The sequence below is a fragment of the Vibrio syngnathi genome, from assembly GCF_002119525.1.
Classification (GTDB): domain Bacteria; phylum Pseudomonadota; class Gammaproteobacteria; order Enterobacterales; family Vibrionaceae; genus Vibrio; species Vibrio syngnathi.
In genome coordinates this window covers 265,819-287,898 of record NZ_CP017916.1, presented here as the reverse complement: position 1 = coordinate 287,898, position 22,080 = coordinate 265,819, and the positions used below count along the sequence as shown (strand labels likewise).

Annotated in this window: 18 protein-coding genes; 4 read left to right on the top strand and 14 right to left on the bottom strand. The window is 44.2% G+C overall.

The genetic code is table 11. The features are described 5' to 3' along the window. The first annotated feature begins 100 nt into the window (after window positions 1-100). Complete coding sequence (locus tag K08M4_RS01320) at window positions 101-2,584, top strand: bifunctional diguanylate cyclase/phosphodiesterase (RefSeq protein ID WP_086048627.1); 2,484 nt, start codon at window positions 101-103, stop codon at window positions 2,582-2,584. 52 nt (window positions 2,585-2,636) lie between these two features. On the opposite strand, the gene K08M4_RS01315 is transcribed toward K08M4_RS01320, so the two are convergent. The 13 genes from K08M4_RS01315 to pilM form a co-directional block, all read right to left on the bottom strand. Further along, window positions 2,637-5,231 carry an ExeM/NucH family extracellular endonuclease gene (locus K08M4_RS01315; RefSeq protein ID WP_086048626.1) on the bottom strand — a complete coding sequence of 865 codons (2,595 nt, stop codon included), beginning with the start codon at window positions 5,229-5,231 and terminating at the stop codon, window positions 2,637-2,639. A 385-nt stretch (window positions 5,232-5,616) separates the two neighbouring features. Then, complete coding sequence (gene trpS / locus K08M4_RS01310) at window positions 5,617-6,633, bottom strand: tryptophan--tRNA ligase (protein ID WP_086048625.1); 1,017 nt, start codon at window positions 6,631-6,633, stop codon at window positions 5,617-5,619. A gap of 175 nt (window positions 6,634-6,808) precedes the next feature. After that, the gene (locus tag K08M4_RS01305; protein WP_009848912.1) at window positions 6,809-7,495 is read right to left on the bottom strand and encodes a phosphoglycolate phosphatase; all 687 of its coding nucleotides are present in this window, start codon (window positions 7,493-7,495) and stop codon (window positions 6,809-6,811) included. Between the two features lie 102 nt (window positions 7,496-7,597). Continuing rightward, the gene (gene rpe / locus K08M4_RS01300) at window positions 7,598-8,272 is read right to left on the bottom strand and encodes a ribulose-phosphate 3-epimerase (protein ID WP_029222055.1); all 675 of its coding nucleotides are present in this window, start codon (window positions 8,270-8,272) and stop codon (window positions 7,598-7,600) included. Between the two features lie 188 nt (window positions 8,273-8,460). Then, entirely contained in the window at window positions 8,461-9,321 is an 861-nt protein-coding gene (locus tag K08M4_RS01295) for a Dam family site-specific DNA-(adenine-N6)-methyltransferase (RefSeq protein WP_086048624.1), read from the bottom strand. 69 nt (window positions 9,322-9,390) lie between these two features. Next, window positions 9,391-10,908 carry an SPOR domain-containing protein gene (locus K08M4_RS01290; protein ID WP_086048623.1) on the bottom strand — a complete coding sequence of 506 codons (1,518 nt, stop codon included), beginning with the start codon at window positions 10,906-10,908 and terminating at the stop codon, window positions 9,391-9,393. Window positions 10,909-10,987: 79 nt separating this feature from the next. After that, window positions 10,988-12,076 (bottom strand): 3-dehydroquinate synthase, encoded by a 1,089-nt coding sequence (gene aroB / locus K08M4_RS01285; RefSeq protein WP_086048622.1) that lies wholly within the window; start codon window positions 12,074-12,076, stop codon window positions 10,988-10,990. Window positions 12,077-12,100: 24 nt separating this feature from the next. Next, a complete protein-coding gene (gene aroK / locus K08M4_RS01280) occupies window positions 12,101-12,619 on the bottom strand; it encodes a shikimate kinase AroK (protein WP_009848907.1) in 519 nt (172 codons plus the stop codon). A 176-nt stretch (window positions 12,620-12,795) separates the two neighbouring features. Then, window positions 12,796-14,514, bottom strand: coding sequence for a type IV pilus secretin PilQ (locus K08M4_RS01275; protein ID WP_086048621.1), 1,719 nt, complete (start codon window positions 14,512-14,514; stop codon window positions 12,796-12,798). A 35-nt stretch (window positions 14,515-14,549) separates the two neighbouring features. Next, window positions 14,550-15,068 (bottom strand): pilus assembly protein PilP, encoded by a 519-nt coding sequence (locus K08M4_RS01270; protein WP_086048620.1) that lies wholly within the window; start codon window positions 15,066-15,068, stop codon window positions 14,550-14,552. Then, window positions 15,055-15,684: a type IV pilus inner membrane component PilO gene (locus K08M4_RS01265; RefSeq protein ID WP_086048619.1), complete on the bottom strand. Its 630-nt coding sequence runs from the start codon at window positions 15,682-15,684 to the stop codon at window positions 15,055-15,057. The genes K08M4_RS01270 and K08M4_RS01265 overlap by 14 nt, the downstream gene beginning before the upstream one ends. Beyond that, window positions 15,677-16,291 carry a PilN domain-containing protein gene (locus K08M4_RS01260; RefSeq protein ID WP_086048618.1) on the bottom strand — a complete coding sequence of 205 codons (615 nt, stop codon included), beginning with the start codon at window positions 16,289-16,291 and terminating at the stop codon, window positions 15,677-15,679. Before K08M4_RS01260 ends, K08M4_RS01265 begins: the two co-directional genes overlap by 8 nt. Further along, complete coding sequence (gene pilM / locus K08M4_RS01255) at window positions 16,275-17,300, bottom strand: type IV pilus assembly protein PilM (RefSeq protein WP_086048617.1); 1,026 nt, start codon at window positions 17,298-17,300, stop codon at window positions 16,275-16,277. The genes K08M4_RS01260 and pilM overlap by 17 nt, the downstream gene beginning before the upstream one ends. Before the next feature lie 151 nt (window positions 17,301-17,451). On the opposite strand from pilM, the gene K08M4_RS01250 reads away from it, so the two are divergent. Beyond that, entirely contained in the window at window positions 17,452-20,010 is a 2,559-nt protein-coding gene (locus K08M4_RS01250) for a penicillin-binding protein 1A (protein WP_198299303.1), read from the top strand. A 118-nt stretch (window positions 20,011-20,128) separates the two neighbouring features. Here K08M4_RS01250 and oxyR read toward each other — a convergent pair whose 3' ends face one another. Then, complete coding sequence (oxyR, locus tag K08M4_RS01245; protein ID WP_086048615.1) at window positions 20,129-21,022, bottom strand: DNA-binding transcriptional regulator OxyR; 894 nt, start codon at window positions 21,020-21,022, stop codon at window positions 20,129-20,131. Between oxyR and K08M4_RS22445 the strand changes: the two genes are divergently transcribed. Both K08M4_RS22445 and K08M4_RS01235 read left to right on the top strand, forming a co-directional pair. After that, window positions 21,021-21,200, top strand: a complete 180-nt coding sequence (locus K08M4_RS22445; RefSeq protein ID WP_017099997.1) for a hypothetical protein — start codon at window positions 21,021-21,023, stop codon at window positions 21,198-21,200. The genes oxyR and K08M4_RS22445 overlap by 2 nt on opposite strands. Before the next feature lie 44 nt (window positions 21,201-21,244). Then, a complete protein-coding gene (locus K08M4_RS01235; protein ID WP_016783699.1) occupies window positions 21,245-21,973 on the top strand; it encodes a glutathione peroxidase in 729 nt (242 codons plus the stop codon). Window positions 21,974-22,080: the final 107 nt, after the last annotated feature.

Below are 22,080 nucleotides of genomic sequence, written 5' to 3'. Positions count from 1 at the left end.
TGTTATTTATGGCATGGTTCTTTTTTTGTAAAAAATAACAATTCAATGAATAATTGTTTGAGTTATCATTAGCGTGAATTTACTGACCTTTAATAGAAAAATGAAAGAGAACAAGCTCGTCTACCTAATTCGTTACATACCGACTATAACTGTGGTTCTATTTTCTATTATCGTCTTTTCGTTATCGGTCAATGATAGTTATCGACGAACCAATCAAGAAATCACTCACATAGAATCCGATATTGTTGAAGAAAAAAAAGCCTATTTAAAATCTCAAGTCAGCTATGTAAATAAGCAGCTCAACTATTTAGAAGAAACAACAATAACTACGCTACGCGACAGTATAAAAACTCATACTCTCCGCATTCACTCAATACTAAATCAACTGCATACAGACAACCCGCAATTAAGTGAACAAGAGTTTACAACCTTGGTTCATTCGAGTTTGAAAAACTACAGATTCAATGACGGTCGTGGTTACCCTTTTATTTACCACCATGATGGGACTGTTATTTTCCACCCTATATTTCCTAGCTCCCAAGGAGCTTCCCGATGGGACTATAAAGATGCTAAAGGACACTTTATTGCTCAGGAATTAACCAAGAAAGCAATTGAAGAAAAGGAAGGCTTTCATAAATGGTGGTTTATAAAGCCGAATACATTCGCAAAACAGTATGAAAAAATAGGCTATATTGTTAATTTCTCGCCATATAATTGGTACATAGGTACAAGTGACTTTATTACAGATGTCCAATCAGACATTCAAAATAATGTACTCGAATGGTTAAGTCAGCTTCAACTTGGTCAACAGAGTAACTTCTACGTTATCGACACGAAAGGCGATGTGCTGGCTCATACCACTCCTAGCTTTATTGGCACTAATATCCATAATATTAAAAACATACACTTCCGCACTCAAGCAGTCACGCTGTTGGAACAATCGGATGTCTATGTCAGACACTTAGCTGCCGACAATCACTCGTTAGAAAACCTTAGTTATGTCGTCAAAAATAGTACTTGGGGCTGGACGATAGGCGCGAGCTTTAGTGTCACTGCATTAGAAAGACTTGTTGCTAAAAAAAATGCCGAGTTGATTGAAAAAAGAAATGATGAGCTCAATCGCTTAGCACTCATGTATAGCATAGTCGTTCTATTAGTCGGACTACTCTCATATTATGTAAGCACTCTAGTATCTCGTCGCTTTGAATCTTATCAAGCTGAAATTCAATCTGACTTTGAAAAGCTCAATACTGCCAACAGCACGCTAAATCACTTTGCTAATCATGACCAACTGACTGGGCTTTTTAATCGACACTTTTTTGAAGTCTATATGGAGAAAGAGTTAGCCAAAACTCAATCAGATGACGATAAATTTCTTGTCTGTTTTATTGATGTAGATAACTTTAAAAACATCAACGACTACTACGGACACAGTGTTGGGGACGAACTCTTAATACAGATATCTCAAACGCTAAAAAAAGTATGCCCTAATTTTTCAGAAGTGTTCCGGTTCGGAGGTGATGAATTTATTGTTACTTTCCCTGATCTAAACAGCCTAAAACAGGCAGAAAGCGTCATGAAACTATTTCATGATGAACTTGCGACCAAGTATCAATGCTTTGAGCATGAATTTGATATCAGTTTTAGCTTAGGTGCCGCCGTGTACCCCGATCACGGGCGCACTGTCGATGAGTTACTCGCAAGCTCTGATATTATGCTCCATTTTGTGAAATCAGAAGGCAAAGCAAACTGTGCTATTTTCTCATCAAAAACCTCTGCGAAAAATCAACGTAAGTTTCTGATTGAAGACAATTTACTTGCAGCGATAGAGAAAAAAGAAATTTATTTAGATTATCAGCCTCAGTATTGCTTACAGTCTGGAAGGTTATGGGGAATCGAAGCTCTAGCTCGATGGAAAAGCCCAACATTGGGTAACGTTTACCCTGATGAGTTTATCTCCGTCGCTGAAGTCAGTGGTCATATACGCGCATTAAGTTGGTATTTAATTGAGTTAGCCTACCAACAGTATTCAGAACTCGATTTTCCAGACAATGCTCCTATATTACTGGCACTGAACTTATCACCAGTTCAAATTGGTGATACAAACTTTGCTGAAAATATCATAAAAATAACAGAGCGCTACGGTATAAACCCATCCCATATATGCCTAGAAGCCACCGAAGGCATCATGCTAAAAAATCCAGAAGAGGTAGCAAAAGTTGCGTATCAACTTCGTAGCAAAGGGTTTCACTTGGCCTTAGATGATTTTGGTACTGGGTACTCTTCGTTGAAGTATTTGTCATTACTTCCTATTCATGAAATTAAAATAGATCGTAGCTTTATTTGGCAACTTTCAGAATCGAATACCGCTCATGAACTATTAAAAAGCATTGTCGCAATTGGGCGGTCTACAGGAACAAGAACCGTCGCTGAAGGTGTCGAAACCATTGAACAACTAGAATATGTTAAACAATATGGATGTGACATTGTCCAAGGGTACTTGTTTTCAAAACCGGTCCCACTGGAAGAAGCGGTACAAATTCGCCAATACGACCTTGAAAAAATGGAATCCATAAGTAACTAAAATATAAACCGCTACCTATAGGTAGCGGTTTATTATGACTCGAAAAGCCTTATTACTTACGACGACGCCACATCGCTAAACCAAACAATGACATCAGCGCACCGAAACCAAACGAACCACCGACTTTAAGCTCAAGAACCGCCGGATCGTGATCCGATGAACGGAAGAGATCTTGGTACTTAGGTAGGTCACCTTTGAACTCTTCGTTGTAGTCAAGCAGCTTAGACTCGCCACCATTGATATGCCAGTCAGTTGCATCCACCACCATGTCTTTTAGGCTGTCGCTGATCAACAGATGATCCAGTGCGCCCACTTCGTCATTGTATGAGTAGCTCCAGCTGTCTGGGTGCTTTTGAGCCACAGCATTAATGTAGCCGTAGTTCTTAGTAATCACCGCACCGTTATCGCCAAACTGCTCGACACCGTCAATGTAGGTGTTACGCGCCGCTTTGATTTGCTTACCGTATTTCTCTTCCGAGTAATCCGTCAGTACCAGCATTGGGTCTTCCATGCCGTACGAGTTCATATCACCCAGAATCACTTTATGGCCTTTAATGCCATCTAGCGCTTCACCCAGAGCAACTGCTGCAGCCACACGGAAGTTCTCACATGAACCTTGCTTGTCAGCATCAACACCACCTTGGCCGCCCTGTTCGACAGGGGCTGCATCTTCCCAACACTTAGAACCTTTCGATTTAAAGTGGTTAATCGCAACGGTGAGTTTCTCTTTGGTGCCTTTCACTTTAAAAGTTGGCGCCAATGAGTCACGTTGGTAGTTCTTACCGTCTTCAATCACCTTACCAGCATCGTCTAACACTTCTGGCGCTTGTTGGCTTGGCATCGCGATAACACGACTGTCTTTAAGCTTAACCACTTTCTTACGGTAAATAACACCTGTTGTAATGACGTCAGTACCAATCGAGTCCATCTCGTCGGTTACGCCATCTCCGTTCGAATCGACAGCCACAAAGGTATAGCGGTCTTTCTTACGCTCAATGCGATCATTCAGTTGGTTTACAAGCTGCTGAATGGCAGAGCCTTCACCAAAACCGTTGTTCTCAATTTCCATCAAACCAATGATGTCGGCATCTAGACGAAGAATCGCGTTCACAATCTTCTCTTGCTGCATCTCAAATTCAGTGATGGTGTTCGCGCCACGGTTGTTGCCGTGTTGGTTCGCGTCACCGCCAAATGGAGAGTTAAAGTAGTTCAATACGTTGAAGGTCGCGATACGTAGATCACCTTCATCCATATCAGGCTTATCAGTACGTGGGTCATTACGGACAAAGTTCTCAGCCGAGATCTGGTTGGTTGTCACTAAACGATACTCACCGTAACTGTAGGTCAGTACGCCTTCTAGACCAACAATGGTGTCATCGATACGGATGTAGTCTTCTGTTGAACCATCTTGGTCAATATCGGTACGGCCAAAGTCTGGATAGAAAGGAACCTGTCCGTCACCGGCTTTTTGATCGGTTTCAACGAAAAGACGACGGTCTGCGTTATCTTTAGTTTGCTGTTTCGCATCTTCAGAGCCAGCTGCAGATAACTGATTCGGCTGCATGTTAATACGCTCATGGGCCAGTACCATGTTGTTACGACGACCTGCGTAGTCATAACCAAAGGTACGCGTTACACGCATATCAAGCGCTTCGGTTGTTTTCACTAACATGCCTTCATGGCGCTCAAGCGTTGCAGCGAAGTTCTCGTCACTGTCTAAGGCTTCAATTGCTGTCGCTTCAGGCGCTTGTTGTTCGCCCTGTTTTAGCCATTGGTTGTTTTCAACTTTAAGCTGAGTATGGCTGTAGTATTCTTGAACCTTACCTTTCACACATACCACATCGCCCGCAGCCAGTTCTGAACTCGATTGGTTGGTGTGAATAAATAGGCCTTCAGAAGTGCTTGAATTGAAGTCATCATCAAGTGCTTGCAGGTAGAAACCTTTGGTTATGCCCGTAGTGACTGCACTTACCACACCTTTGACGAAGTACTCATCGTCAGTGATGTATGGATAGCCATCAATGAACGGTGATGTTGCGCCCTCGCCTTGGATCTCTTGAATAGTCGTGAATACAGGAGCAGAGCCATCTTGTGTACAAGCAAACGCGTCAGGTAACTCAACATTGTCTAGTGAACCTAATCCTTCAATGTTGTCCTTTGGTAGCGATACCCAGTGTGAAGCATCAAACGTCGCCGAAGGTGTTTGTTTAGCACGAACCAAAGTAACATCTTTACCCCAGTCCACATCGCCCATCAAACCGACAACATCATGTACCGAACCATCTGAATTCAAGATAGCGAGCGGATCGTCACCATTGTGATTAGCAATCGACGCGTTAAGAATATCAGCAGCCGCTTTAATTTTGTCACTTGCGCTGGTGTGCGCGACTACAAGTACCTCACCGGGCGCTAAAACGTGGCCATCTAAAGGTAAAGTGGCGCCCCATGATCCGTTGCCATTGGCTGACTTCGCCAGTGAGTAACCATCTAAGTTAATGCTGCTATCACCGTTATTGGCGATCTCAACCGCTTTGTTGTAGCTGCCGCCTTCCACATATTGTGAAATAAACAAATCAGCGTGTGCGCTTGTGGTTAACAAGCTACCAATTGCCACTGCTAGCAATGAAGGTTTGTGTAAAAGAGTCATCCGTTTCACCTGAGTTCATTGATTTATAGTCACTGCCATCTATGGGCAGTCATGTATTTTGTGGTAACTATCAGGTTTATTTATGAAAGGAATAAGTCAGTTGGCAAGAAAATGAGGAACTTATCACTTTGGAATCATCAATTGTTTGGCACGTTATATATTTCCAACATATATAGAAATGAGCGAAAATTTATAAAGTCTAGAAGCGCTGAATAAGATCATCTGCACAGCATTACAATTATGGATATGCTAGTCAGATACTGCGTGAATAATCAATTCAAACAAGAGGGTTTCGAGGGAGGCAAATGGAATGTGCATTAAAAAGCCCAAAGTAAACAAAAGCTACTTTGGGCTCAAATACTCAAGCGAGTTGTTTTAGTCCACCCTATGGGCGAGTAACAAAACCTACTGCTTCGTATGCTTTTTTCAGTGTTACTGCCGCACGCTCAGAGGCTTTTTCAGCACCGGCTTTCATTACTGCGTCCATGTAAGCACGATCAGCACGGATACGGTGGTATTCAGATTGAATCGGCTCAAGCATTTCAACCAATGCTGCGCCTACGTCTTTCTTGAATGGACCGTACATCTCAACGCCTTGGTACTGCGCTTCGATCTCTTCGAAGGTTTTACCCGTCGCCGCTGAGTAAAGACCCATTAAGTTAGAGATACCCGCTTTGTTTTCCCAATCGTGGGCAATACGTGGTGGCGTTTCTGCATCGGTTTGCGCTTTGTTGAGCTTCTTGATGATCGACTTAGGCTCTTCTAGCAGAGTAATCACGTTCTTACGGTTGTCATCCGACTTAGACATCTTCTTCGTCGCATCTTGCAGGCTCATTACACGTGCATTCACTGTTGGAATGTAAGGTTCTGGTACTTGGAAGATTGGCGTTTCAGGACCGTAGATGTTGTTAAAGCGAGTTGCGATATCACGCGCTAGCTCTAAGTGTTGTTTCTGGTCGCTACCTACTGGCACTTGGTGAGCACCGTAAAGCAGGATGTCTGCAGCCATCAACACTGGGTAGTCGTATAAGCCTACGTTTACGTCGTTTGAGTGACGTGCAGACTTATCTTTAAACTGAGTCATACGGCTCAGCTCACCCATTTGCGTGTAACAGTTAAGAAGCCAACCAAGCTGAGCATGCTCTGGTACGTGTGACTGAACAAATAGCGTGCTCTTCTTTGGATCAACACCGACAGCAAGACAGATTGCTAATGCGTCTAGAGTCGCTTCATGCAGCGCTTTCGGATCTTGACGAACCGTAATTGCGTGAAGGTCTACAACACAGTATTGGCAATCGTAATCATCTTGCATCTGTTGCCATTGACGTAGAGCACCCAAGTAGTTACCGATACTTAGTTCACCAGATGGTTGAACACCACTCAATACGATGGGCTTGCTCATGGTTTTAATTCCTTTGCTTGTTCGCTAAGCTCGTTAACTTAGTTTCTTAACCTAGTATCTGAAAAACTTAGCTTCTTAACTTTAAAATAGAAAGCCGTACAGCTCTTCTGTACGGCTCATCCAGTGTACTCATTGATAAGTATTTTGCTAGTAGGTTAGCTAACTTTTATCCGCTTTATGCTGAAACTAGAACGACATCTAGTAATTGCGCAATATTGTCTGCGACATAGTCAGGGTTTGATACTGAAATCGACTCACCGTGGTTGTAGCCGTATGTCAGACCAAACGAGTGACAACCGGCATTCTTAGCCGCTTTGATGTCATTGCTTGAATCGCCAACCATCAGCATCTCTTCAGCTTTTACATTGTGCTTTTCTAGCAACCAGTTCAACGCTACTGGATTCGGCTTTTTCTCTGGGAAAGAGTCGCCACCTAACACATCAACAAAGTACTTATCAATATCGTGTTGCGCCAGAACGGCTGGTACAAATTTCGATGGCTTGTTTGTTACAAGCGCCATGGTGAAGCCCGCTTTATCCAACTCAGCTAACGTTTCTTTTACTGATGGGTAAAGGTGGCTCAGCTTATGGCCACTCTGCTCGTAAAAATCATCAAACAAGATACGCGCTTTCTTTAGCAGTTCAGGCTCTAGGTTTGGATCAACCGTCAGGTTGCGGCTCAGTGAACGTCCGATAAGCACGTCAGCACCATTACCCACGTAGTCGCGAACTTGTTCTTCGCTTACTGAAGAAAAACCCAGTTCCTGACAAGCTTGGTCAGCGGCGACAGCCAAATCAGGCACGCTATCTAACAAGGTTCCATCCAAATCAAAGGCAATCAGTTTTATTGAGCTTAATGACATCTTACTTTCCTATTTATTATGTTCGCCTTATGAGTTGAGCTCTAAGACGTAAAAAAGGGGCCAATTAGCCCCTTAATATTCAATCTATCTGTAGTTTTACGATTATGCGTTTACTTTTGCAAGCTCTGCACGCATCTCATCAATCACTTCTTTGTAATCTGGTTGATTGAAGATAGCTGAACCTGCAACAAACATGTCTGCGCCCGCTTCTGCGATTTCACGGATATTATCTACCTTCACGCCACCATCAATTTCAAGACGGATATCACGGCCTGATTCGTCAATAAGTTTACGAACTGCGCGCAGCTTATCAAGTGTGTGAGGAATGAAAGATTGACCACCGAAGCCTGGGTTCACCGACATAAGTAGAATCATGTCGACTTTGTCTAAGATGTAATCAAGGCAAGAAAGTGGCGTTGCTGGGTTAAGTACGACACCCGCTTTACAGCCGTGTTCTTTGATTAACTGTAGAGTGCGATCAACGTGCTCAGACGCTTCAACGTGGAAGGTAATCATTGATGCACCGGCTTTAGCAAACTCAGGTACGATGCTATCCACAGGCTTAACCATTAAGTGAACATCGATAGGAGCAGTGATGCCGTAGTCGCGCAGCGCTTTACAGATAGGTGCGCCAAAAGTCAGGTTAGGTACGTAGTGGTTGTCCATCACATCGAAGTGCACAACATCAGCACCGGCTGCGAGTACTTTTTCTACGTCTTCACCAAGACGAGCAAAATCTGCAGACAAAATCGATGGAGCGATTAGAAAATCTTTCATACCAAACCTCTTAAGAGTGAGTAAATTGCGAATATCACCGCCTTGTGACATCTCATACACAAATACAAGACTCAATCCCAAGACTATTTGGTGTGCAATTCTACCTAAGCACCTAAGCAGATCCTAGCAGTTCGAAAGATTAGTTTAAGAAAGTATCCGTTGGTCACTCAATTTAATGAGTTCGAGGGTTATTCTGACGACGACAACTCTGTTGAAGCGTGTTGCTGGTTTTTCTCTTTATGGAAAAGCGCCAGTAACTCATCAACTTTATTACGCCCCGCGCCATTACGGCTAATGGTGCGTTTCACCTTGACCACGTTCAATTCTGCACCATGATATAAGCGACGAGTTAACGTCGTGTCGTGGTTTGAAATCAAAACAGGAATACCGCGTTCCATCGCTGCTTTTTCAGCAACATCCGCCAGTGCAGCTTGGTCATCTAAGCTAAAACCATTACCTGCGTAAGAGGTAAAGTTAGCCGTGTTCGACAGTGGTGCGTATGGAGGATCGCAGTAAACCACACAGCCTTTACGCGCACGGCTAAAGGTTTCATGGTATCCCTCACAGACGAAGGTGGCTTTTTTCGCTTTCTCAGCAAAAAACTCTAGCTCGGCTTCAGGGAAATAAGGTTTTTTATAAGAACCAAACGGAACGTTAAAACCGCCCTTCTTGTTGTAACGACACAAGCCATTGAAGCCAAATCGGTTCATGTACAAGAAAGCTAACGAGCGATACATAACGTTATCTGTACCATTGAACTCAGCGCGAACATCTAAGAACACTTCTCTACGGTTATTCTCCGGACAGAACCAACGCTTCGCTTCAGTGATATAGGTTTCAGGATCGGTTTTAAGTAGATTGTATAGGTTGATAAGATCAGGATTAATATCTGCAAGTAGGTACTGTTCAAAATCAGTATTCAGAAATACTGATCCGGCACCGACAAACGGTTCTACCAATTTACGAGCAGGTGGCAGGTGACGTTGGATGTCTTCAACTAGGCCATATTTACCACCAGCCCATTTTAGAAAGGCACGCTGCTTTTTCATTTACTGCTCTATCTATCAACTCAAAAATAAGGCTGCGGAATGTAACATATTTTGAGGCTAAGCTCAGGGTTATTTCGCACGTTCTATCTCTCGATGCACTTGATTCATCGATTTTGCCCAAGGTTCCAACTGTTGAAGTGGTTTTGATAACGCACTTGCCGCATCTCGCGCCACTTGAATCGTTGGGTAATCTTGATAAGTGATAATAAACCACTTGGTGTCGTTACGAAGTGTTGGGTAAATACGAACCTTGTTCTCAAGCTCATACTCTTCAATGAAAGATTGTACATCTTCCAATGATGTCATCGCACTCAACTGCAGGGTATAAGCGCGCGGCGAGATAGCTTGTAGCTCTTCGCGTGCAAATGAAAATGTAATTTTTTTTGTCGGAGGTGCTGATTGTGTTAGCTCTGAACCTTCATTCGTTGCCGGCAATGACTCACGTTCCACAACATCAGGCTGCGGGATAACGACTGCATCTGTCTTTTCTTCAACTACAGCTTCAATTGCACTGGTATCAACACTCTCAGGTTTATCATCAAGCAAAGCATCGACCACATCAGAGGTGATCACCACACGTTGCTGATCTTGTTCTACCTGACCAACACTGGCTGTCTCTTCAACCACGACCGGCGGCAAAGAAGAGCTGTCATCGTCAGCACCTTGATAACTCATATCAACTTCGGCTTCAGAATCGACAGTTCCGTCGATTGTGGCTTGCTCAGTTACATTTTCCACTTCCAACGTTGGAATAACTGTCTGCTCAATAGGGGCGATAATAGATTGCGCTTTATCGTCAGGCGTTGGTTGATTAAACATCCACCAGTAACCGCCGCCGATAACAAGCAACAACAACGCCACCACAATCGCAATATTGATAGGTGAACCAATGATTGAGCGAATAATAATCCTTTTTTCCACTTTCAATTCTCCTAAGGCCATTAGCTCACCGGGCAAAGGTTTCGCTTTTTTAAATGCATTTCGCACCCGAGATTCTGACTCATCATCGACATATCGAATCACCAGTGACTCAAAGAAATGTTCAGCTTCTGGTTGCGAAAGATCATCGATCTCAAGGGCGATAGGTTTGTGCGGCTGACCGTAACTAAGTCGTGTTAATAGCGTGTCTAGGTGACCAGTTTGCGAGAACAGAACGATATTAATCGTCCATTGAGGGTTTGATTGAGATTCAAGTACCAACATCCATAATTCTGATACCAGTAGCTCAGACAATCGGTGGGCGTCATCAATGACAATAAGCACATTACACGACTCTCCATCCAGTAACCTAGCAAGGCTATCAGATAAAGAATCATCTTGATTAAAGAGTGGGTCAGAAACAATCTGACTAAGAATAAGTGCGCGGCGCTGTTGATCGTCTTGGCTTGGGTGACAAAGCAGTAAACACTGATTTTTTTCTGTCGACCATGCTTCAAGATAACGCTGAGCTAACCAAGATCGGCCAGAACCCGTTTTACCAGCAACATTTACAAAGTTTGAACCAAAGTTAGTTAAAAGCTGTAAACGCTCTAGCAACTCAACTTGAGACTCTAACTCCAATACTCTTAAATCATGAGCCAAACTCATTGGGGATCCCTACTGATAAGTTCGATCTGTAAAGCGCTTCAGTTGCCTAACTTTTAGCTAGGCAACCTCACAACCGAATTTAAAGAGTACGGCAGAAATCAATCGCTTGTTTAATGATGTCTTGAGGTACATCAGCAACCACTTCAGCAGTACCAATACTTGTTGGTAATACCAGACGCAACTGACCAGACAGCACTTTTTTATCGCGCATCATGTGCTTCATAAAGTCTTCAAAAGACATGCTTTCTGGCGTATGGATTGGTAGTTTCGCATTCTTGAGTATAGAAATAATTCGCTCAAGTTGCTGCTGAGAAATCAGTCCCTGTAATTGGGCGGTTTTTGCTGCCATTACAGTGCCTGACGACACAGCTTCACCATGTAGCCAATTACCATAGCCTAGTTCTGCTTCAATCGCATGACCAAATGTATGACCTAGGTTCAATAACGCTCTGATTCCTGACTCTTTTTCATCGATAGCAACCACTTCAGCCTTAATTGCACAACAACGAGCAATCGCGGTAATCAGTGCGTCTTCATCAAGTTGATACAGTTTCTCTAGATTCTGTTCCAACCAGCCAAAAAAGGCTTCATCGTAAATGATGCCGTATTTGATCACCTCAGCCATACCCGCTGCAAACTCACGCTCTGGAAGCGTTGATAGGCAGTTAGTATCGATGATGACAGATTTTGGTTGGTAAAAAGCGCCGATCATATTCTTGCCAAGGGGATGGTTCACTGCAGTTTTACCACCTACAGAGGAGTCCACTTGAGAAAGAAGGGTCGTCGGGATTTGAATGAAATCAATACCGCGCTGGTAGCAAGAGGCAGCAAAACCGACCAAATCACCGATAACACCACCACCCAAAGCAATCACCACCACATCGCGGCTGTAATTACCTTCAAGCATGTAGCTCATCACTGAGTTGAACGTTTTAAGTGTTTTGTATTGCTCACCGTCTGGCAACTCTAAAAGAGATGTCTGACAGCCGACTTGATCCAATAGCGATAAAATTTTATCAGCATAAAGAGGCGCTACTGTCACATTACTGATAACAACAACTTTCTGTTTACCTGATAAAAAAGAAAGGTACGCCGGGTCTTCAAATAACCCGGCGCCAATAGAGATAGGGTAGCTACGCTCAGCTAGATTGACCGTAATCCGTTCCATGGGTTTGCTCTCCGAAAAATGAACTTAACGTTCTTCTAGCATTTTTACGATCTGGTTGGCTACCACTTTTGCACTTTGGTCGTCAGTACGAACTGTGTAGTCCGCCACTTCTTCGTATAGTGCGTTGCGAGATACAGCTAGATCTTCTAGCACATCACGCGGGTTGTCTGTTTGAAGTAGAGGGCGTTTCTTGTCGCGGTTAGTGCGAGCAAGTTGCTTTTCAATTGTTGTCTCTAGGTATACAACAATGCCTCGTGCAGATAGACGGTTACGGTTTTCTTTGCTCAGCACTGAACCACCACCTGTCGCAAGAACAATACCTTGTTCTTCTGTCAGATCGTTGATTACAGATTCTTCGCGCTTACGGAAACCATCTTCGCCCTCAACATCAAAAACCCATGCGATGTCTGCGCCAGTGCGCTCTTCGATCACAGTGTCAGAGTCTAGAAACTCCATATGAAGTTGGGAAGCTAGGTGTCTACCAATTGTACTTTTGCCGGCGCCCATTGGGCCAACAAGAAAAATATTGCGTTTCTCAGCCATGTTTTTAGCAGTAATTTACAACGTTAATTCAATGACATCGCCACAAGGTAGGTCAGTACAAGTACTGAAATTAAAAGGCCCGTGGCACCGATTCCTCACAGATAATTCGTGATAAGACCCGAAATTATCAAGGTTAGGTGCCACTAATGCAACTTTATTTTTAATCTAATTGTTCATTACTGAATCACAACTTTAGGTGTGACAAAAATAAGTAGTTCACTTTTACCTACATTTTCATAGCTACGACGGAACAATGCGCCAAGAACAGGAAGGTCTCCTAACAGTGGAACTTTATCAACTTGGCTGCTCACACTGTGTTGAAAAATACCACCTAACACGACCGTTTCACCATTATTAACAAGCACTTGCGTCCCAATTCTTTGCGTGTCAATAGCGACAGCTTCACCGGTACCGGTTTTCACCACTTGCCCCGGCCTATCTTGAGTCACACTCAAATCCAATACCAAACGATTGTCGGGGGTGATCTGCGGAGTCACCTTGAGACTCAATACCGCTTTCTTAAATGCGACTGAAGTAGCACCACTTGAAGAAGACTCTAAATAAGGGATCTCAGTACCTTGCTCAATATAAGCGGGTTTTTTATTGGTGGTAATTAAGCGTGGGCTAGAAATAATCTCTGCTTTCGACTCTTGTTGCAGTGCTGACAATTCAAGATCGAGCAAGGTATCAGAACCCAGCTTGGCTACCTGAAACGCAATACTCGACGCGCTCGGGGAAGTTGCTCCTAAATTAACGTTGAGGAAATCGTCAATCGCACTATTCCCACCATTATCGTCATACGGCGTAATTTGCAATGGATGGTTGCCCTCTATCGAGCCGCCAACTTTGAAGCTTCCGTTGGTCGAGGAAACGCCCCAACGCACTCCTAGTTCATCAAGATTACCCTCAGTAACAGTGACAATACGTGCTTCTATCTGAACTTGCTTCACGGGAATGTCTAGCGATTCAATAATGCCTCGTATCACCGCAATGTTTTCTTCTAATTCACGGATCAACAGAGAGTTAGTTCGCTCATCAATGGTAATCGAGCCTCGCTCGGACAACATGCTTACCGCCCCTTCCCCACCAATCATGTCGGCAATGTCGGTGGCTTTGGCAAAGTTAATCTTGATGATTTCCGACTTGAGTTCACCTAGCTCTTCTTCCAAACGAGATTTCTCTAGCGCTTGTTGCTCTCTAAGGTCGAGCTCAGCTTTAGGTGCCACCAAGATAACGTTGCCATCAACACGCTTATCCAACCCCTTAACTTGCAAGATAATGTCGAGAACTTGCTGCCAAGGCACACCATCTAAACGTAAAGTCAGATTACCCGTGACTGAATCAGAAACAACGAGATTGAAATCGTTGTAATCAGCAATAAGCTGCAAAACATTACGTACAGGGATATCTTGGAAGTTAATCGATATCACCTTGCCTTCTTTTTCTAAAACATTTTTCTCTATTGTCACTTCATCAATAGTAGGCCTACTGATCACTACCTCAATAAAGCGACCTTTTAAGCTGTATTCATATTGATAGTCACCAGCGATCGTTGCCAACAATCGCGTACTGGGCGTTTCCTTATACACCTCAATGCCTTCAACTGAGGTCGCGAAGTCCTTCACATCCAGGAGGTAAAGCTTATCGTCATTCACCTGAGTATTGAGTAACTCGATACTTAAACCTTCCTGAGCACGTTGAACATCCACCACAGCAGTGCTGGTTGCCAATTCAATAATGATGACGGCGTCTTTCTCCTTGTTGACCCTAAAATCAATATTTTCCAATTGATTTGGCAAGCTCTCGGCATAGCTGAACACGCTAACCACCAACATCACAGACACAACTAGGCTTTGCAGCCCTTTGTTTATTAACTTACTTAGTCCTTTAATCATATTTACATCTCATATCCACATCATGTGACATTGGTTTACTTCAGAGCGAGCTTAACGTTGCGCTTATGCCAACAACCTAAACCATCTGGAAGGGTTTCATTAATCTGTACATACTGGCTCGTCACCTTAGTAACTCGACCATTGTTTAAGCCAATAAACTGACCTTTTTTCACATTGACCACGTTCCCTTTGGGTGTTTGTACTAACCCTGAAACGCTTGTTCCACTGCCCATTACGCCTCTTAAACGCAGCTTACTCAGCGGGTATTTTTCTAGCTTGCCATTGCGAGAGCGTGCGCTTGGTTGCCAACAGTCTTTCTTAACCAGAGGTTGGTTTTGTACGATGGCTTCTTTAGGGAGCTCAAAGGGAGGGCGAAATGCTCTTCGCTGATAGTTAGCGGCTGCAAATTCCGTTGCTGGGACAAGTTGCTCAACCTCTTTTTTTGCTTTGGCTTCAACTTGCATCACAAAGTCTTCTAACGAATCTTGATTAGCTTTACAGCCCGTCAGCGCGAGTAATAACAAGGTTGAATACAACGCTCTATTGGATTTCATCATCTACCTCCGGTTTAAACTGGTAGGTATAAGCGCGAACTCGAAAGTGCAACGTGCTGCTTTCTTGGCTAACTCGCTGCCAGTTCACGTCATCAAAGCTAATAATACGTGGCAGCTTTGCGATGGCTGCTGAGAAATCGCCAATCTCATGGTAGTCGCCGGTTAGCTCAATATTGAGAGGCAACCGATAGAGGAATTCTTTGTTCTGCTTTTGCCCCCAATCAATGCGCGTGAAGGTCAGCGCATTATCCAAACCAAGTTCATTCACTGAGGCCAACATACTGGCAAGTTCCTTTTGAACCGGCAGCTGCTCTAACAGATAGTCATAGCGACTGGTTAGCTCATCCAACTGACTCTGAAGCTTAGGTAAGGCCGCAACCTTATTGGCCTTTATTCTCAAGGTGGCTTTCAAGGTCTGCTCTTGCTGCTTCATCTGCTGCAGTTCATCATCTAAAGGCAGCACATACAGCCAAGTCCCAACACCTTGGATCAATACCATCAACAACAGAATCACGAGCAGCTGGGGCAACAGCGGCCATTCGGTGATCTCATCAGCATCGAGATCTTGCCAGCTAATCCTATTTTGCCAACTAATCCGATTTTGAAGGTTAGCCATGATTCGCCCCCTTATCTTTTGTGTTCGCGGTCGTGCTCTCTGCGGTTGCGTTGTCTAAAGAAACAGGGCTAAACACAAAAGAGACCTTGAAGGTCTGAAACTCTTTATTGAAGCGCTTGCGGTTATGGATAATAGAGTGCATCTCGACACTTTTAAGTGACTCGGAGCGCTCCAAATTATCCAACATAGTGGCGAGACGAGCGGTACTGTCGCTGATGCCCGACATTTCAATTTCCTGACCATTCATCTTTATCTTGTCGACATAGACTCCCTCAGGAATCAGCTCTGGCATCAGGTTCATAAAGTCGGTGGTCTTGTTACGACCAAGCTGTAAAGACTCCACAACGTTGAGTCGAGTCAGAATCGCCTTATGTTCTTGCTCCGCGACTTTCAACGACTGAATTTGCCGGTCGAGCTGCGCAATGTATTGCTTTAAGTAAGTAAGGCGAGCTTGCTGCTTGTCTTGCTGATCGTGGAAATAGTTACCCACCGCCCATTGCCCTGCAAGCGCAAGAAGACCTCCGAGGACGATAATGTGGATAAAACGCTTCTTATGCTGAACTCGAATCTCATCGCGCCAAGGCAGTAGGTTAATTTGATGCAACATGCTTCCCTCCTTGCCATTTGAGTCCGCTCATCGCCATGCCAGCCGCAATTCCAAAGTTTTGCCAGTCCATGGGTAAGCGACGTTTCTTCGCTACCTTATTTTCAAATAACGACAAAGGATTCAGCGATTCACAACTTAACTGAAAATGTCTTTGTAACTCTTCCGTCAGCATCGGCGTGCTGGCTCCCTCGCCCATCAACCAAATCCCGGATATCGGCTCAAGCGCATTCACCGAGGAATAGAGTTGCAACTGGCGCTTGAGCTTTTCGATCAAATTAACAATAAACTTATGTGTATCCTCTGCGGTGCCGAACACATCCTCTATGTCATTAGGGCTATCAGTAGCGCGAAGATCTTGAGTACCAAAGGCGATGTCTTTATAGAAGGGTGCCGAATCCTGCGGGATAATCCCTAACGAGGTTTGGTCGATTCCGATATCGACCAATAGCCAATTCTTTTTTTCTGGGTACAGCCGAGAAGCCAACTGCCAAATATTGAGCAGCCCATGTGCTTGGGTGTCGACGACAACAGGTTTAAACCCAGCTTTATTTAAAGCATCAGCCCGACTATCCACTACTTCTTTGCGAGTGGCGTACACCTGATAACTGGTTGTCGATCCTTTACCAAATCGTTTGTCTTCCAGCTTTACAAAATCTAAACTCAGCTCCTCGATAGGAAAGGGCGACTGGTGAGCAAAGGTTTGATAGATCGAAAACTCTTTCTCTCTGTCTTCTAACTCACTCTCTATTTGCAGTACTTTGCTGATCACCGTGTTATCAGGTACTGAAATGGCGACGTTGCAACAGCCAAAAGGCAGACCTTTCCTAAGTTCTTTAAGTTTCTTAACAGTTTTCTGATACTCCAAAGTATGGTTAGCTGTAAAAATGTCGTCCGAAATCGGCAGCTCTTTGTATCCCGCTAGGGCATACAACTCCCCCACGGGTTTTAGTACCACGGCTTTGATGCTGTGATGATTTATATCTATACCTGTAATTAATGATGAACCCATGTGACCTAGCTCCTGAAGTGCCAAGCATTTCGTTGATTATCTAGGGGTTGTGATTATTAGTTAAATAAGCGTTAATAAACGAAAGCTAAGTTTTTAGCCTAGAGTACAAGGGTTTGCTGCTTATCAGCCTTAACTAATCAGGGATTATCCGGTGAAGTTCATAAAGCGATTATTCATATTTACATTGATTTGCATGATTCTTGGAGTCAGTACAATTTTTGGGTTTTATTATTACGTAAAACCAGAATTGCCTGATGTTGCCACTTTGCGTGACGTGAAGCTCCAAACCCCAATGCAAGTCTTCAGTCAAGACGGTAAGTTGATCTCTCAATTTGGCGAAAAGCGTCGCAACCCAGTGACTTATGACGAGATTCCTCGCCACTTAGTTGAAGCTCTGATTGCCACCGAAGATAGCCGTTTTTACGAACACCCAGGTATTGATCCAATCGGTATCACCCGTGCAGCGCTCGTCGTTGCGATGTCGGGTTCAGCCAAACAAGGGGCGAGTACCATTACTCAGCAGCTTGCGCGTAACTTCTTCTTATCTAATGAGAAAAAGATCATGCGTAAAATCAAAGAGATCTTCATTGCGATCCACATTGAACAACTTCTTAGTAAAGAAGAGATCATGGAGCTTTACGTAAACAAGATCTTCCTTGGTCACCGTTCATATGGTTTCGGTGCAGCAGCGCGTGTTTATTTTGGTAAGGATCTTCCGGAGCTCACCTTAAGTGAATTGGCTACGCTTGCGGGCATGCCAAAAGCACCATCAACCATGAACCCTATCTATTCTGTTGAACGTGCGACCAACCGTCGTAACGTGGTATTACGTCGTATGCTAGACGAAAAATACATCACTCAATCAGAGTACGATGAAGCTCGCAGTGAAGAACTTATCTCTAAATATCACGGTGCAGAGATCGAACTGAGCGCGCCGTATGTTGCAGAAGTAGCACGTGCTTGGATGGTGGAACGCTACGGTGAAGAAGCTTATACATCAGGTATGAAGGTTTACACGACCGTTGATTCGAAACTGCAAAAAGCAGCGAACCAAGCCGCGATAAAGAACCTACTTGGCTACGATGAGCGTCACGGCTACCGTGGTGCAGAAAAAGTATTGTGGCAAACGGCGCAATTAGCGTGGGATCAAGAACAAATCGTTAAACACCTTAAGTCTCAACCAACCTATGGTGACCTAGTCCCTGCTGTTGTTACCGCGGTTGATTCGAAAAGTGCTCAAATTTGGGTTAAGAACCAAGGTGAAGGCACTATCGAGTGGCAAGGCATGAACTGGGCGCGTAAATTCCTAACGGACAACCGCCAAGGCCCTGCACCTTCTCAAGCGAAAGAGATTTTGGCTGTTGGTGAGCAAGTTTGGGTTCGCCATGAAGCAGTAACAGGCGATGAAGTCTCTGAAGAGCCTACCGAAGAAACTGCAACTGAATCTGAAACACCGGTTGAATGGCGACTAAGCCAAGTGCCAAATGCAAACACCGCGTTTGTTGCAATGAACCCTAACAACGGCGCAGTATTGTCGATGGTGGGTGGCTTTAACTTTGTACACAACAAATTCAACCGTGCGACGCAATCTATTCGTCAAGTCGGTTCTGGTATCAAACCCTTTATTTACTCAGCAGCGATTGAGAAAGGCTTAACGCTAGCCTCGCTGATCAACGATGCGCCTATCAATCAATGGGATAAGAGCCAAGGTACGGCATGGCGACCAAAGAACTCACCACCGACCTATGTAGGTCCAACTCGTTTACGTATTGGCTTAGCTCAATCTAAAAACGTAATGGCGGTACGTGTACTGCGCGAAGTGGGCTTGGATGATACTCGTAACTACCTAACTCGTTTTGGTTTTGATATTGACGAAGTACCGCGCTCTGAAACCATTGCTCTAGGTGCAGGTAGCTTAACACCAATGAAAGTAGCTCAAGGTTACTCAGTATTCGCTAATGGCGGCTACTACGTTGAACCTTTCTACATCAGCCACATTGAAACACCATTTGGTGAAACTGAATTCCAAGCGACACCGAAAGTAGTGTGTAAAGACGATTGCCAACAGCCAATGACCTCAGATTCAATGGCTGATGAGTTTGCAGAGCAAGATGTGGATGCCCAAGTACAATACGCACCTCAAGTGATCACAGAGCAAAACGCGTTCCTTGTTCGTGAAATGATGTACAGCAACATCTGGGGCGGCGGTGACTGGAGTGCAGGCACAGGTTGGAATGGTACAGGTTGGCGTGCTCAACCATTGAAGCGTCGTGACATCGGCGGTAAAACCGGTACCACCAACGATTCGAAAGATACTTGGTACAGCGGCTACGGCCCTGGCATGGTGGCAACGGTATGGGTTGGCTTTGATAACCACAACCGTAACCTAGGTCGCACTAAAGCCAACTCTAACCTTGGTAAGAATCAGATTACAGGTGCAGAAGCGGGCGCTAAAACAGCAGAACCTGCATGGGTTGATTTCATGGGCACAGCGTTAGCGGATGTTCCAGCACAACGTAAAGAGCTTCCAGAAAATATCGTTCGCGTTCGTATCGACCGTGAAACTGGCTTACTGACCAACAAGTTCGATAGCTCATCAATGTTCGAGTACTTCGAGAAAGGCACGGAACCAACCGAGTACATCACTGAACGTTTCAATGATGACATCTACTCAACGTCATCAGGTGAAGCAGTAGAAGAGCTGTTCTAACTAGGGTTTGTTGCACCAAGTAACTGAACCAATAAAAAGGGTTGATATGAATTCATATCAACCCTTTTTTGTTATCTACAATTTAAACGGCTTTGTACCTACAATCTGAATTTGGCCGTTAAGCTGTTTTTTCCAATTGAGTTCGGATAGTTTCAGCCAGTTGCTCAAAGCGTCCCTTTAACGGAGAACCCGGTCGGTAGGCAACAACAATGCGACGTGAAGGTGTTGGATTCACCGCTGGAACATAACACACACCATCTTTCTGTTTTTCCTTTGGTACCGATAACTGAGGAAGCAAGGTAATACCAGCCCCTGCTGCCACCATGTTACGCAGCGTTTCTAAACTGGTCGCTTTGAAGCGCTCATCATCTTTTGCACCCGCAGCAAAACAGAAGCCTAAGGCTTGGTCTCGTAAGCAGTGACCATCGCCCAGTGCAAGTACGGTTTGTCCATTTAACTGCAGCATATCGACCGTGTCTTGCTTAGCCCACTCATGATCACAGGGTACGGCGACGCTTAACGGTTCATCATATACATCAATCTCTTTGAACGCCGCCGTTTCATCAACTGCAGCCAATACCAAGCAATCAAGCTTGCCATCTTCAAGTTGACTCACGAGCTGATGGGTCTGCGCTTCATGCAGGTAAAGCTCAAGATCGGGAAAGCACTCTTTAAGATGAGGAATGATCTTAGGTAAAATATAAGGACCAACGGTCGGGATAAAACCAATGTGCATCGGCCCCGTCATCGCTTCACCGTGTCCACTTGCCATATCTTTGAAGGTTTTCACCTCGTGGAGAATGCGCTTGGCCTGTTCAACAAGTTGTAAGCCTGATTCTGTAAATATGACCTTCCTTGGACTACGCTCGGTTAACTGAAGTCCAATTTCATCTTCCAGTTTGCGTATTTGACCGCTTAGCGTCGGCTGACTGACAAAACACGCTTCTGCCGCTTTTCGGAAATGTTTATGCTCTGCGAGCGCCACCAAGTATTCAAAGTCACGAATGTTCATGATCAGTCTCTTACCTCAGGTTTTAATAAGAACAAGGGTTTTAATAGAAACATTTAAAAGAAAAATGCTCTTGATAGAATTTACCTATCAAAACCATAACATCAAACGATTAGAGCTATCAAAGGATTTGTCTAATAATGGGCTCAACGAAACGAAACAGAGCAAAGAAAAACGTTAAGCTCTGATAGAACAAAATTCAAAATACTATTTAAGGAAATCAATATGTTTGCATCTAAAGAAGGTCAATCAATCCCTCAAGTAACATTCCCAACTCGCCAAGGCGATGCATGGGTTGACGTAACGACGGAAGAGCTATTCAAAGACAAGACAGTTATCGTATTCAGCCTACCAGGTGCGTTTACACCAACATGTTCTTCAAGCCACCTACCTCGTTACAACGAGCTGCACTCTGTATTCAAAGAAAACGGCGTTGATGACATCCTTTGTGTTTCTGTAAACGACACGTTCGTAATGAACGCATGGAAAGCAGACCAAGAAGCTGAAAAAATCACATTCATCCCAGATGGCAACGGCGACTTCACCGACGGTATGGGCATGCTAGTTGAGAAAAACGACATCGGCTTCGGCAAACGTTCATGGCGCTACAGCATGCTGGTTAAAAACGGCGTGGTAGAAAAAATGTTCATCGAAGAAGACGTACCAGGCGACCCGTTCAAGGTTTCTGATGCAGATACTATGCTTAACTACATTGCTCCTGAGCACAAAGAGCAAGAGTCAATCACAGTATTCACTAAGCCAGGCTGTCCTTTCTGTATGAAAGCGAAACAGAACCTAATCGACAAAGGTTTGAACTACGAAGAAGTAGTACTAGGTAAAGACGCAACAACAGTAAGCCTACGTGCAATCTCTGGTCGCACAACAGTTCCTCAAGTATTCATCGGTGGCAAACACATCGGTGGCAGCGAAGAACTAGAAGCTTTCCTAGGTTAATCACTTAGTCGCTAATAAACACTTAGCAATTAAATGACCTAAGTAATTAAATAACATAGTAATACCAGCTAACCCACCCTCTGTGGGTTAGCTATTCCAAACCACTC